The sequence below is a fragment of the Azorhizobium oxalatiphilum genome (genome assembly GCF_014635325.1).
Lineage (GTDB): Bacteria > Pseudomonadota > Alphaproteobacteria > Rhizobiales > Xanthobacteraceae > Azorhizobium > Azorhizobium oxalatiphilum.
Genome location: NZ_BMCT01000002.1, coordinates 391,149 through 403,824, shown reverse-complemented (window position 1 = coordinate 403,824; position 12,676 = coordinate 391,149). Strand labels below are relative to the sequence as shown.

13 protein-coding genes are annotated in these 12,676 nt (G+C 66.1%); 2 read left to right on the top strand and 11 right to left on the bottom strand.

Annotation, left to right across the window (positions count from 1 at the left end):
* Positions 1-37: 37 nt before the first annotated feature.
* A complete protein-coding gene (locus IEW24_RS10420; RefSeq protein ID WP_188578173.1) occupies positions 38-700 on the bottom strand; it encodes a hypothetical protein in 663 nt (220 codons plus the stop codon).
* Between the two features lie 355 nt (positions 701-1,055).
* On the opposite strand from IEW24_RS10420, the gene IEW24_RS10415 reads away from it, so the two are divergent.
* Together IEW24_RS10415 and IEW24_RS10410 are read left to right on the top strand one after the other, a co-directional pair.
* Positions 1,056-1,436, top strand: coding sequence for a DUF983 domain-containing protein (locus tag IEW24_RS10415; RefSeq protein ID WP_188578171.1), 381 nt, complete (start codon positions 1,056-1,058; stop codon positions 1,434-1,436).
* A gap of 305 nt (positions 1,437-1,741) precedes the next feature.
* Positions 1,742-3,376, top strand: coding sequence for a methyl-accepting chemotaxis protein (locus IEW24_RS10410; protein ID WP_188578170.1), 1,635 nt, complete (start codon positions 1,742-1,744; stop codon positions 3,374-3,376).
* A gap of 115 nt (positions 3,377-3,491) precedes the next feature.
* Here IEW24_RS10410 and IEW24_RS10405 read toward each other — a convergent pair whose 3' ends face one another.
* The 10 genes from IEW24_RS10405 to IEW24_RS10360 form a co-directional block, all read right to left on the bottom strand.
* Positions 3,492-4,592: a 5-(carboxyamino)imidazole ribonucleotide synthase gene (locus tag IEW24_RS10405; protein ID WP_188578168.1), complete on the bottom strand. Its 1,101-nt coding sequence runs from the start codon at positions 4,590-4,592 to the stop codon at positions 3,492-3,494.
* Between the two features lie 2 nt (positions 4,593-4,594).
* Complete coding sequence (gene purE, locus IEW24_RS10400; protein ID WP_188578166.1) at positions 4,595-5,077, bottom strand: 5-(carboxyamino)imidazole ribonucleotide mutase; 483 nt, start codon at positions 5,075-5,077, stop codon at positions 4,595-4,597.
* A gap of 170 nt (positions 5,078-5,247) precedes the next feature.
* Positions 5,248-6,183 carry a GGDEF domain-containing response regulator gene (locus tag IEW24_RS10395; RefSeq protein WP_188578164.1) on the bottom strand — a complete coding sequence of 312 codons (936 nt, stop codon included), beginning with the start codon at positions 6,181-6,183 and terminating at the stop codon, positions 5,248-5,250.
* Positions 6,184-6,456: 273 nt separating this feature from the next.
* Complete coding sequence (locus IEW24_RS10390; RefSeq protein WP_188578162.1) at positions 6,457-7,380, bottom strand: lipid A biosynthesis lauroyl acyltransferase; 924 nt, start codon at positions 7,378-7,380, stop codon at positions 6,457-6,459.
* Positions 7,381-7,398: 18 nt separating this feature from the next.
* Positions 7,399-8,421, bottom strand: a complete 1,023-nt coding sequence (locus IEW24_RS10385; protein ID WP_188578160.1) for a zinc-binding dehydrogenase — start codon at positions 8,419-8,421, stop codon at positions 7,399-7,401.
* A gap of 15 nt (positions 8,422-8,436) precedes the next feature.
* Positions 8,437-9,198: an SDR family oxidoreductase gene (locus IEW24_RS10380; protein WP_188578158.1), complete on the bottom strand. Its 762-nt coding sequence runs from the start codon at positions 9,196-9,198 to the stop codon at positions 8,437-8,439.
* The gene (locus IEW24_RS10375; protein ID WP_188578156.1) at positions 9,195-10,475 is read right to left on the bottom strand and encodes a beta-ketoacyl-ACP synthase; all 1,281 of its coding nucleotides are present in this window, start codon (positions 10,473-10,475) and stop codon (positions 9,195-9,197) included. Before IEW24_RS10375 ends, IEW24_RS10380 begins: the two co-directional genes overlap by 4 nt.
* A 162-nt stretch (positions 10,476-10,637) precedes the next feature.
* Positions 10,638-11,837 carry a beta-ketoacyl-ACP synthase gene (locus IEW24_RS10370; RefSeq protein WP_188578154.1) on the bottom strand — a complete coding sequence of 400 codons (1,200 nt, stop codon included), beginning with the start codon at positions 11,835-11,837 and terminating at the stop codon, positions 10,638-10,640.
* Positions 11,830-12,303 (bottom strand): 3-hydroxyacyl-ACP dehydratase FabZ family protein, encoded by a 474-nt coding sequence (locus IEW24_RS10365; protein WP_188578152.1) that lies wholly within the window; start codon positions 12,301-12,303, stop codon positions 11,830-11,832. Before IEW24_RS10365 ends, IEW24_RS10370 begins: the two co-directional genes overlap by 8 nt.
* A gap of 15 nt (positions 12,304-12,318) precedes the next feature.
* Complete coding sequence (locus tag IEW24_RS10360) at positions 12,319-12,600, bottom strand: acyl carrier protein (protein WP_188578149.1); 282 nt, start codon at positions 12,598-12,600, stop codon at positions 12,319-12,321.
* Positions 12,601-12,676: the final 76 nt, after the last annotated feature.

Sequence of the window (12,676 nt, the reverse complement as noted above, 5' to 3'; positions counted from 1 at the left end):
TCAGCACAGTCCCACCACCGTGGCGACCGAAACGCGGTTAGAAGGCAAGATACTGGCTGTAGCTTTCCAGAACCTGTGTTCGCGAAACGCGGCCTTCCGAAAAGCGCGTGTTGCCGTTCTCTTCCTCGCCCGGCCCCGGCACGTGCTGCCGGTTGGGCAGCGTGGTTTCCCCGGTCCTGTCCGTGGTGTCCTGGGTGCGCGGCGCGTCCACGCCATACGTGTTGCGCCTGTCGGCTTCCACCTGCACCGGATTGCGCGCGCCGGAAAGCTCGGCATTGATGCGGGCGGACAGGTCGATGAGGACCGCGCCCGCGTTGGAGCTGTCGATCACCTTCGGCGCGGCGATGCCGATTTCCTCGGCGCGGGTGGCGAGGGAGGTGGCGGCGGCTTCATCGCTGCCCTCGCGGCCACGGCCGATGGCGGTGAGGGCGCGTGCCATGTTGCCGGACTGCACCGCCGTGATCAGCGCGCCGAGACCGCTGTGGCGATCCGAGCCGACACCCTCCGTGCTGGCGGTGCTGCGCTGCGCTGCGGGCAGGTTCATGTCGTGCAGCTGCATCATCACGAGATAGCGCTGGGCGGCTGCCATATCGCCGGCCATCACGGCAGCGGCCATGGCTTCGGCGGCTTCGCGGCTCTGCCGCGCTGCGACCGCATGCTGGCTCGTGCTTTCGACGGGCGTAACGGGAGTTACGGACATGTCGCTGTCTCCGCGCCCGATCCGGTGCCGATGCCCCACGCACGGCCTTGAGGATTGAGCGGCCCTTCAGGGCAAGATCCTTGAGACACATTCTAACCGGCGAGTTGCCGCATGCCGTAGCGGTGCGAACGGCCGGGCAGGGCTCCGTAAACTGCACAGCTCACGTCTAATACACTGCAATATCATGTAAAAGTTGTCTTTTTGCGCGGTTCGGGAGGCCTTGGGCTTCCGATCACATTTTCGTGATATCGCGCCTTCTGGTCACTGCGCCTTCACGAAAACGGATTGATGCCTTAGTGTATGCATTCGAAACGCAAATTGACTGCATTCAATTTGACTGCATGTGAGGTATGTCATGGCCATCAGCTATCCGCCCCTGTCTCCCCTCCAGACCGGAATACGCGGGTGCTGCCCCCGTTGCGGAGAAGGGCGCCTGTTTCGCGGCTTCCTGACCCTGGCACCAAGCTGCACCGTGTGCGGGCTCGACTACAGTTTCGCAGATCCGGCCGATGGTCCGGCATTCTTCGTCATCACCTTCGGCTGCCTGCCTTCGGTGATCTTCGGGATCTGGCTGGAGCTGGCGTATCAGGCGCCCTACTGGGTGCATCTGGTGACAACGCTTCCGCTGCTGCTGATCACCTGCATACCTCCTCTGCGCCCGATCAAGGGATGGCTGGTGGCCAGCCAGTATTTCTACAAGGCAGAGGAGGGGCGTCTGGTGGAAAAGGGAGGGTGAGTCCTCTCCCTCTGGCTGTGCGCGCAGAGAATTACGTCATCATATGCGCCTTTGCTGCGGTGCAAGCTTGAGACAAGCTAAATATGAAATAAGAAAAATCGCGCGTATATTGTCTGAAGTAATCGATTTTTCTATTGTTTAGTGCTTTAATTTCCGTAACGTCAATTTGAGTTATTTGTAAATTTGCCAAAGTTCGTCTTGGTATTTTTTGTCGCAGGATATATCGTCCCCGGCATGTGGTTTGCACATGGGGTTCGGTCGTGAAAATAAGTAACGTCAAAATCGCATATAAGATTACTCTTATATTGGCGGTTGTAGGTGCCATTACGCTCGCTGCGGTGGCCTATCTCAATTCGCGCACGTCGGAAATTATCACGCGCTATGCCTATCTGACGGAAAATCAGCAGCCTGCGTTGCTGGCTCTGGTTCGCGCCAATATCCGCACCAACAATTTCGAGGCCGGTATTCTTCAGGCCATTGCCTATGAGAAGCCGGACTTCGACGCCCTTCTCAAGACGGTGAATGCCTACAAGAAGGAAGTGGACGACATCCTCGCGAGCACCGTGAAGCTCGATCCCGAGAATGCGGACTTCTACAGCCGCTATGCCCGCAGCTTCGACCAGCCGTTCGCCGACGTGGTGAAGGGCATCGAACTGGCCAAGGCCGGCAAGATCGAGGAAGCGCGCAAGCTGGCGCAGAGCGCGGTGCCTCAGATCGCCGCCGCCCGCCGCAGCTCCACGCCGGTGATCGACAAGGCCGGCAAGACCATTCTGGCCGCCTCCGACGCGCTCACCTCCGACACCGACTCGGCTCGTATCACCAGCTATGTGCTGATCGGCGGCAGCACGCTGCTCGCCATCGTCCTCGGCTTCCTCATCGGCCAGTTCACCATCGCCCGGCCCATCAGCCGCCTTGGCGACCTCATGCACAGGGTGGCCGATGGCGACCTGTCGGTGAAGGTCGAGGGCGAGGACCGCAAGGACGAGGTCGGCGCCATGGCGCAGGCGCTCAGCGTCTTCAAGCAGAAGGCCGTCGCCGCCGCCGAGATGGAGCGTCGCCAGAAGGAGATGGAGCTGGCTGCCCAGCAGAGCCGCAAGGCGGAGCTGGCCGAGCTGGCCTCCCTGTTCGAGACCGCCGTCGGCGGCATCGTCACCACCGTCTCCTCGGCCACCGGCCGGCTGGAGGGCGCGGCGGCTTCGCTGTCCAACACCGCGGCTACTACCCGTTCGCTCTCCGACGAAGTGGCTTCGGCGTCCGACAATGCGTCCAACAATGTGAAGTCGGTGGCCGTCGCCGCCGAGGAACTGTCCAGCTCGGTGCACGAGATCGCCCGGCAGGTGCAGTCGTCCAGCGAGATTGCCGCTGAGGCGGTTTCGCAGGCCCAGCGCACCGACAGCCGCATCACGGAGCTGTCGCAGGCCGCCGGCCGCATCGGCGACGTGGTGGCGCTGATCACCGCCATCGCCTCGCAGACCAATCTGCTGGCGCTGAACGCCACCATCGAGGCGGCGCGTGCGGGTGATGCAGGCAAGGGCTTCGCGGTCGTGGCCTCCGAAGTGAAGGAACTGGCCAACCAGACCGCCAAGGCCACCGAGGAAATCGGCGGCCAGATCGGCCAGATCCAGCAGGCCACGGGCGATTGCGTCGCGGCCATGAAGGAGATCAGCGACACCATCAACCGCATCTCCGGCATCGCGCAGGCGATCGCGGCGGCGGTGGAGCAGCAGGGCGCGGCCACCACCGAGATCAGCCGCAACATCCAGCAGGCGGCCATGGGCACGGCGCAGGTTTCCAGCAACATCGCCGAAGTGACGCGCGGTGCGGCCGAAACCGGCGAGTCCTCCTCCGAGGTGCTCCAGTCCGCCCGTGCGCTTGGCCAGGAAGGCCTGCACCTCAAGCAGGAAGTCGAGCGCTTCCTCGCCACGGTGCGCGCCGCCTGAGGCAACGAAAAGGGCGCCCCTCGTGAGAGTGGCGCCCCTCGGAAACGAAAACACCCGCCGTGCCCGAAGGGCCGGCGGGTGTTTTTATGTCAGGGGAGGATGGGCAGCAGGGTGTTCAGCCGCAGTTGCCGCCGTCCTTGCTCTCGTCCAGCCACAGCCGGTTCACATGGCCCATCTTGCGGCCTGGGCGGGCTTCGCCCTTGCCGTAGAGATGCAGATGGGCGCCGGGCTCGGCCAGCAGCGGCAGCCACTGGTCCACGTCATCGCCGATCAGGTTGATCATCTCGGCCCGGCCGAGGCGCGCCGCATCGCCCAGCGGCCAGCCGGCCACCGCGCGCACATGCTGTTCGAACTGCGAGGTCACGGCACCGTCCTGCGTCCAGTGGCCGGAATTGTGCACGCGCGGGGCGATCTCGTTGACGATCACGGTCTCGCCGTTCGCGTCCTTGGTGACGAACAGCTCCACCGCGAACACGCCCACATAATCCAGCGCCGAGGCGATGCGGCAGGCAATGCTGCGCGCAGTGCGGGCGGCCTCCGGCGCCAGCGTGGCGGGCACGCTGGAGCGGTGCAGGATGTGGTTGCGGTGGACGTTCTCGGTCACATCAAAGGCCGCGAAGGCATCGTCCTCGCGCCGGGCGGCGACGATCGAGACTTCCCGCTCGAAGGCGATGAAGCCCTCCAGAATGGCGCTCTGGCGGCCGATGGTCTCCCACGCGGCGGCGAGGTCGTCGCCGGGGCGGATGGTTATCTGTCCCTTGCCGTCATAGCCGAAACGCCGGGTCTTCAGCACCGCCGGCAGGCCGATCTGCGTCACCGCAGCCTCAAGGCCGGGCAAATCGTCCACGGCGGCGAACGGCGCGGTGCCGATACCGAGATCGCGGACAAAGGTCTTCTCGGCGAGGCGGTCCTGCGTGATGGCGAGCGCCTTGGCGCCGGGCCGCACGGGCACGTGCCGGGCGAGGCGCTCGGCGGTGGCCAGAGGCACGTTCTCGAATTCGTATGTCACCACATCCACGCTGGCGGCGAAGCGGTCCAGCGCGTCCATGTCGTCATAGGCGGCGCAGGTGAAGGCGTCGCTGACCTGGAAGGCCGGGCTGTCTTCATAGGGGCAGAAGATGTGGGTGCGCAGCCCGAGCGGGGCAGCGGCCAGGGCAATCATCCGGCCGAGCTGTCCGCCGCCGAGGATGCCGATCGTCGAACCGGGTTTCAGCATGATCAGGAAGGGCGCTCCGCGACGGCATCGGTGCGGGCGGCGCGCCAGGCATCGAGGCGGTCTGCAAGGTCGTCGTCGCCGAGGGCCAGCACGGCGGCGGCCAGCAGCGCCGCATTGGTGGCGCCGGCCTTGCCGATGGCCAGCGTGCCCACCGGAATGCCGGCCGGCATCTGGACGATGGAATGCAGGCTGTCCACGCCCTGGAGCGCCTTCGATTCGACGGGCACGCCGAAAACGGGCAGGGGCGTGAGCGCGGCCACCATGCCGGGCAGGTGCGCGGCACCGCCGGCGCCGGCAATGATCACCTTGATGCCTTCGCCTTTCGCCGCTTTCGCGAACGCATACATGCGATCGGGCGTACGGTGCGCGGAGACGATGCGCACGTCGCAGCCGACGCCGAGCGTTTCAAGCGTTTCCACGGCATGGCGCATGGTGTCCCAGTCGGACTGGCTGCCCATGATGACGGCCACCGGCCGTTGTCCCATCGGATCATCCCCGCAAAAGGAAAGCGCGGCTTTATCGGATCAGCCGTGCCGGGGCAAGGGGAAAGCGCCCCGAACCCGTCCAGCCTGTCCAAAGCCGCAAGACGTTCGCTATCGAATTTCTGGAGGCGGAGCCACGGACCGGATCGAAACTCCGACCCGGTCCGGCTCTGTCAGATTGGCGCCTTGGCGCGGCCGCCGCCGGTGCGGGTGATGCCCATGGCGGGCGCCTCGCTGTCCACGTCTTCCGACATCACCACGCGGTTGCGGCCACCGTTCTTGGCCGCATAGAGGGCGACGTCGGCGCTCTTCATCCACTCGTCCACGGTGTCGTCCGGCTTGCGCTCGGCGACGCCCAGCGAGGCGGTGAGATTGATCACCTTGCCGTTGTTCAGCTCGACGGCGGTATCGGCGAGGGTCCAGCGCAGGTGCTCGGCTTCCTCATAGGCGTCCGCCTCGCTCACACCGGGGAGCAGGATGGCGAATTCCTCGCCGCCCACGCGGGCGGCGCGGCCGGAATAGCGGGCAAGCACGCGGGCGACCGTGATCAGCGCCTGATCGCCGCCATCGTGGCCGTGGGTGTCGTTGATCTTCTTGAAGTAGTCGAGGTCGAACAACACCACCGAGGCCGGGACGCCGTTGTGCACCATGTCCGATGCCTGGGCGAAGAAGGCGCGGCGGTTGGCGAGATCGGTGAGGCCGTCGCGCAGCGCCATGCGCACCAGTTCGCGGCGGGCCTGATTGAGGCGCTCGGCGGCGCGCAGGCGCGCTTCCAGCTCCACGGCGGAGGGCGGCTTGCGGATGAAGTCGTCGGCGCCGCTGTCCAGCGCTTCGGCCAGATGGTCGGCATCGTTGTTGGACGACATGGCGATCACGTAGATCGGGCGGCCGCCGTTGGTGATCAGGCGGCCTTCCCAGCACAGCTGGATGCCGGGCACGCTGGGGACTTCGAAGCTGGTGATCAGCAGGTCGAACTCGTCGCCTTCGTGCATGTAGGTCAGCGCTTCGGCGCCGTCGCTGAACGACACGACCTCATGCCCGCTGTCCGTGAGCATTTTGGTCATCAGCTTCAGCGTGACGCGGCTGGCATCCACCAGAACGATGCGCATTGGTCCCTCATTACCGACAAGAGCTTGACGTTAGAGCAACTTTTGCCGTGCCGGGCTTGCGCGAGGCTGTAATGGCAATCCCATGACAGGACTGTCAGCCTTCAGACCAAAGAAAAAAGCTGCCGATTGTCGGATTTTAGGCTGGTACTACACCATGCGGAACTGCGGTTTCCTGACGCTGTTCCATCGGACTGTGCACAATCAACGGTAGCCGGGAAAGCATTGCCGTGGATGAATCGCGACGGCGCTGAGGGGTCCGGGAGAGTGAGTGCGTCACCGCCAGCGGCGGTGCAGCCAGAGCCACTGTTCCGGATATTCGCGCACCCAGTCCTCGATCACCGAGGAGACCGTCTGCATGGCGTCCTGAACGTCGATCTTGCCCTCGGCATCGCGGGGCAGGTGCACTTCCTCGGTGATCTCGATACGGAATCGATTCTTCGGCAGGCGGATGACGCGCATGCCGTGCACCGGGCAGTCGAACTGCCGGGCGAGGCGGGCCAGCGTCGGGTTGGTGGCGGCGGGGCGGCCGAAGAACTGGACGGTCACGCCCTGTCCCCAGTGCTGGTCCACCAGCATGCCGAGGTGCTGTCCGTCTTCTAGCATCTGCGCCATCTGCCGGCCGGCGGCGCGGCCGGCGCGGATCAGGCCGGGCATGGTCTTCTCGCGCATGGCGAGCACCACTTCGGCGGCCTTCTGGTTGTTCGGCGCGCGATAGAGCACGCCGCCGCGTACACCGAGCTTCTCGCCGGTGATGGCGTTCAGCTCCCAGTTGCCGGTATGGGCGGTGAAGAACAAGGCCGGTCGGCCGTCGTCACGCAGCCGGGCCATGATGTCGGCGCCCACCAGTTCGATGGTGCCCTTGCCGGGATTGGCCGGGTCATAATCCCAGATGCGGTCCAGAACGGCGAACTCGCCGGCCATGCGGGCGAGATTCTCCCAGCAGCCGGCCACAATCGCCTCGATCTCGCGCGGACTCTTCTCGGGGAAGGCGGCGCGCAGGTTGCACCGCGCCACCTTGCTCACCAGGAACCACGGCCCGAACCAGCGGCCGAGGTTGCCGATGATGTTGGACGACCACGAGGCCGGAAACAGCCGCATCCACCAGATGGAGACGCGCACGTAACCGGCGACGAACGTGTCGAACGCCGGCTGCATGCGGCGCATGACGCGCCGCCATATCCGTTTGGCGGTCCCCATATCAGTCGGTGTTCTGGCTCAGAACTTCACGACGATCTTGCCGAACACCTTGCGGCTTTCGAGGCGCTCGAGGCCCTCGTTGAAGCGCTCCAGCGGCACCACGGTGTCGATGACCGGCTTCACGCCGCGGCCCATCTTCTCGAGGCCATCGGCCACGTTCTTGATGGTGGCGCCGAAGGAGCCGAAAATCTTGTACTGGCGCTGGAAGAGCTGCATCAGGTTCATCTGCGTGGAGACGCCCGAGGTGGAGCCGCAGGTGACGAGGCGGCCGCCGGGCTTCATGGAGAGCAGCGAGCCCTGCCAGGTATCCACGCCCACATGCTCGAACACCACGTCCACGCCCACCTTCTTGGTGATCTTGCGGACCTCGTGCTCGAAACGGTCGGTCTTGTAGTTGATGACGTGGTCCGCACCCAGAGCAACCGCCTTGGCATGCTTCTCGTCATCGCCCACGGTGGTGATGACGGTGGCGCCCACGTCCTTGGCGAGGCGGATGGCCGCCGAGCCGATGCCCGAGCCGCCGGCATGCACCAGCACGGTCTCGCCCTTCTCCAGCTTGGCATTGTCGAACAGCATGTGCTCGACGGTGGAGAAGGTGATGCCGGCGCAGCCCGCGTCCTCGAAGGACACGCCCTCGGGGGCCGGGATCACCAGACGCTCCGGCATGTTCAGCACGTCGCGGGCGAAGCCGTCCACGTGGAAGCCGAGCACGCCGCCCACCTTCTCGCAGAGATTGTCACGGCCCTTCAGGCAGTTGGAGCAATGTCCGCAAGTCAGCGCGCCATACATGGCCACCGTCTGGCCGACTTTCAGGCCGCGCACGTCGGCGCCCAGCGCCACGATCTCGCCGGCCGCTTCCGCGCCTACCACCAGCGGCATCTTGCGCTTGGCGAAGGCCATGCCGCGCCAGCCCCACACGTCGATGTGGTTCAGCGCCAGCGCCTTCACGCGCACCTGCACCTCGCCGGCGCCGGGGGCGTCGGGCTCGGGCATGTCGACGATCTGGAGGTTGCGGTCGGAAACGAGTTGAAGGGCGCGCATTTTGGTCCTGACAGGTCAGCGATGGGCGGCGAGCTGGGCGGAAAGTCCGCCGTCCACCGGGATCACGGCGCCGGTGATATAGCTCGCTCCGGGCGAAAAGAGGAAGCCCGCAACCTCAGCCACGTCCTCGGGCTGGGCGAAGCGGCCGGCGGGGATCTGGCTTTCCATGCGCTCGCGATAGTCCGCGAACTTGGCCAGCATGGCGGTGTCGATGAAGCCGGGGGCGATGTAATTGACGGTCACGCCACGCCGCGCCGTCTCCACCGCCAGCCCGCGCACATGGGCGAGCAGGGCCGCCTTGGAGGCGGCATAGGCCACGTTGCCGGGATTGGCCTGAAGGGCGGCCACCGAGCCGATGGCGACGATCCGGCCGGCCTTCGCCCGCGTCATGGGCCGCACCAGAGCGCGCGACAGGCGCACGAAGGCATGGTGATTCACCTGCATCACCGCCTCGGCCTTGTCCTGATCCACCATGGCGGCGAGCGTGTCGTAGGACGCCCCGGCATTGTGGCAGAAGCCGAAGAAGGTCTCGCCATTCTCCAGATCGGTCGCCAGCGCCTCGACGGCGGCACGGTCCGCCAGATCGACGGCGCGCGCGGTCACGTCCGCATCCGGATGCGCGGCTTTCACCTCGCCGATCAGCGTCTCCGCCTCGGCGGCGGCGCTGCGATAGGTGAAGGTCACGGCGAAGCCGGCGCGGGCCAGCGTGCGGACGATGGCCGCACCGAGGCCACGCCCGCCGCCGGTGACGAGAACGCGCTTCACGGCATCACTCACGCGGGCTCACCCGCCACCACGAGGCACACATTCTGGCCGCCGAAGCCGAAGGAGGACGAGATCACTCGGTTCACCTGCGCATCGCGGGCGACGTTGGGCACCACGTCCAGCGGCAGGGCCGGGTCGGGGATGTTGTAATTGATGGTCGGCGGGATGCGGCCGTTCTGGATGGTCAGCAGCGACACGGCGGCCTCGATGGCGCCGGCGGCGGTCAGCGTATGGCCGATCATCGACTTGTTGGAGGAGATCGGCACGTTCTTCAGATGATCGCCGAACACCGCCGCGAAGCCCACATGCTCCATGCGGTCGTTCTCCGGCGTGGAGGTGCCGTGGGCGTTGATATAGTCCACGTCGGCGACGGTGACGCCGGCATCCGACAGCGCCCGGTTGATGCAGCCGATGATCGGCTTGGCATCGGGGCTGGAGCGGGTGCGGTGGAAATTGTCCGCCATCTCGCCCGCGCCTTCCAGCACGCCGAGGATCTTGGCGCCGCGCGCACGGGCGTGCTCATAGCTCTCCAGCACGAGGGCGGCAGCGCCCTCGGCCATGACGAAGCCGTCGCGATTCTTGGCGAAGGGCTTGGAGGCCTCCGCCGGATTGTCGTTGGCGGTGGTGAGCGCCGAGAGCAGCGAGAAGCGGATCAGCGCTTCCGGATGCACCGAGCCGTCGGTGCCGGTGGCCAGCGCCACGTCGCATTCGCCGCGCCGGATGGCTTCCACGCCGAGCTGGATGGCGGTGGCGCCCGACGCGCAGGCGGTGGACAGCGAGATCGGCTGGCCGCGCGTGCCGAAGCGGTCGGCCAGCGCATCGGCCACGGAGCCGAACAGGAAGCGCTGGTGCCACGGGCGGAACTTGCCGGTGGCGGCGGCGCCCAGCAGGTCATGATAGACGAGGGGACGGTTCGGCACCTGCTCGGCGAGCTGCTTGCGCTCCGGCCATTCGATCTCCACCGGCGGCACGGCTGCGAACAGCGGGCCGGGGAAATCGCCATTGCCGCCGATGCCGGCTTCCGAAATGGCTTCCTCGATGGCGAGGGTGGCGAGCTTCTCCGACAGGTTCGGGGCGGCAACGCGCTCGTCGAACAGGAAGTCCACCGTGCCGGCGATGGTGGTGCGCATGCCCTCGATGGGGAAGCGGGTGATGCGGTGGATGCCGGACTCGCCCGCCGTCAGCTTCTTCCAGTTCTCGGCCTTGCCCTGGCCGAGCGAAGTGACGATGCCGATGCCGGTGACGACCACGATGGGACGGCCGGACTTGTCGTTATGGATCTGCGCCACAGGCGCCTCCTGATCTGAGCAGGCCCGAGCGGCTCGGGCAGGACGTGGCCCAAACCTAATGCGCCCGCGCGATATTTCACCCCGGAAACGAAGCCGCCCGGCCGGAAAATCCGCCGGGCGACTGCAAATCTTTGTCTGAAGCCGGAAAGCTTCAGGTCCGGATCAGCCGGCCTTCTCCACCAGCGCCGCGCCTTCGCCGCGCCAATGGCCGACGGAAGTCACGACCACGCGCTCCAGCGGGCCAACCTGCGCCGTCTCCAGCGCAGAGGTCGGGGCTGCGGCGATGGCCGCGCCGTGCGACAGGCTGAGCGCCGCAAGGCCGAGCATGGCGGGGAACTGCGCCTCGAAGCCGTGGCCGATGCGGTTGGCAAGGACGCGCACGGGTAGGCCGGCGGCCTTCAGTGCCTCGCCTTCCGCTTCCGTCGCGCCCCGTGCGCCGGTGGCGCCGGAATAGACGGCGGTGCCGCTGGCGGTGCCGGCGGTTGCGAGCAACTTGCTGACCGTGGCAGCCACCGTGCCGTCCTCGGTGCGGCGGGCACGCTCGGACCACACGCCGGAGAGCTTGGCGATGGGCTTGGCGCCGCGCGCCGTGGCGTGCTCGGGCGATTCCAGCACCAGGAAGGCGCCCATGGAGCCGGACGGGATGCCGGGCGCGGCCTCATCGCCCAACACGGGGCGGAAGCTGCCGGTCATGCAGAGGTCGTTCAGCGCATAGAGGAGCAGCATGTCCTCGCGTTCGGCATTGTAGGCACCGCCCACGAGGCCGATCTCGCTCTGGCCTGCCGCGATGCGCGAATAGGCGACCCGGGTGGCATCAACGCCAGCGCTTTCCTCGCCCATGAAGGTGCGCGAGGAGCCAGTGACGCCATGCACGATGGAGATGTTGCCGGCCAGCAGGTTGGACAGCTGGGCCAGTGACAGGGTCGGGCGCAGGTCGGAGAGCAGGCGCTCGTTCAGCGAGCGGCCCCAGTCGTTGGACACCATGAGATCGTTGAGGATCTCCGCATCCACCTTGAAGTCGCGCTCGCCGCCGCCGGCGGCCACGATCATGTCGGTATGGCCGAGGATCTCGGGCGTCTTGGCGATGCCGGCCGAATCGAGGGCAAGGCCGGCCGCATAGGTGCCGATCCGCTGCCAGGCTTCCATCTGGCGCTGGTCGCCCTTCTTCGGGATCTGCTGGTCGTAGTTCAGCTTGACCAGCGGATGCACCAGATAGGGCGCGAAGCGCTCGGCGTCGGTCACGGGGGCGGAGCCGCCGTTCAGCGCCGCCCAGTGGGCATCCAGCCCCTCGCCAAGCGAGGAGACGAGGCCGATGCCGGTGATCCAGACGTCACGTTGGCCCGGCCGCTTGTCATCATGCATCAGTAAAATCCGCCACGGGGAATTCCACGTGCCCGGCCACCTTCAGCACCACGTCCTTCATCTTGCCTTCCGGCCAGGGCAGGACGCGGAACACCAGCTCGGCATTGCAGATCGGCTTGCCGTCGAGCAGCGCCTTGGTGTGCGCCACGACGAAGCCGGAGCCCTCGTGCTGGATGTGCGAATAGAGGTCGAGATTCTGGCCCGGCAGCACGAAAGTGCGCAGCTTCGCTTCCTTGACGGTGGCCAGGAAGGGCATCTTGTCGAAGCGGTTGCGGGCGAGCACCAGCCAGCCGGTGGTCTGGGCCATGGCCTCGATCAGCAGCACGCCGGGCATGATGGGATGGCCCGGGAAATGTCCATCGAAGATGGAGCTTTCGTGCGGGACCAGTCCCTGACAATGGATGGTCTCAAGACCGGGGTCGATGGAGACGACCCGGTCGATCATCTTGAAGACTTCGGGGCGCATTCGCTCGGCCCGGCCTCAGGCGGTCTTCGCCGCGACCAGCTCGTCGATGCGGGCGCAGAGGTTCTTGAGCACGAAATACTGCTCGGTGGTGGCCTTGCCGTCGTTCACTTCCTGCGTCCACTGCTCAAGCGGCAGCTTGATGCCGAACGCCTTGTCGATGGCGAAGGCAATGTCCAGGAAGTCGAGGCTGTCGATACCGAGGTCGTCGATGGCATGGCTTTCCTGCGTGATGGTGTCACGCGGGATGTCGCACGTCTCGGCGATGATGTTGGCCACGGTCTCGAACGTTGAAGACATCAGAACGCCTCTTTGAATGGTCTCTGCCGCATGACCGGCAGCCGCCCCGCTTGAAGCGGGCCGGCTGCCACGGCAA

What these genes read in the sequence shown, in the direction of transcription:
- IEW24_RS10420 (WP_188578173.1), bottom strand. Translation starts at nt 700, where the DNA reads ATGTCCGTAACTCCCGTTACGCCCGTCGAAAGCACGAGCCAGCATGCG.
- IEW24_RS10415 (WP_188578171.1), top strand. Translation starts at nt 1,056, where the DNA reads ATGGCCATCAGCTATCCGCCCCTGTCTCCCCTCCAGACCGGAATACGC.
- IEW24_RS10405 (WP_188578168.1), bottom strand. Translation starts at nt 4,592, where the DNA reads ATGCTGAAACCCGGTTCGACGATCGGCATCCTCGGCGGCGGACAGCTC.
- purE (WP_188578166.1), bottom strand. Translation starts at nt 5,077, where the DNA reads ATGGGACAACGGCCGGTGGCCGTCATCATGGGCAGCCAGTCCGACTGG.
- IEW24_RS10395 (WP_188578164.1), bottom strand. Translation starts at nt 6,183, where the DNA reads ATGCGCATCGTTCTGGTGGATGCCAGCCGCGTCACGCTGAAGCTGATG.
- IEW24_RS10390 (WP_188578162.1), bottom strand. Translation starts at nt 7,380, where the DNA reads ATGGGGACCGCCAAACGGATATGGCGGCGCGTCATGCGCCGCATGCAG.
- IEW24_RS10385 (WP_188578160.1), bottom strand. Translation starts at nt 8,421, where the DNA reads ATGCGCGCCCTTCAACTCGTTTCCGACCGCAACCTCCAGATCGTCGAC.
- IEW24_RS10370 (WP_188578154.1), bottom strand. Translation starts at nt 11,837, where the DNA reads ATGCATGATGACAAGCGGCCGGGCCAACGTGACGTCTGGATCACCGGC.
- IEW24_RS10365 (WP_188578152.1), bottom strand. Translation starts at nt 12,303, where the DNA reads ATGCGCCCCGAAGTCTTCAAGATGATCGACCGGGTCGTCTCCATCGAC.
- IEW24_RS10360 (WP_188578149.1), bottom strand. Translation starts at nt 12,600, where the DNA reads ATGTCTTCAACGTTCGAGACCGTGGCCAACATCATCGCCGAGACGTGC.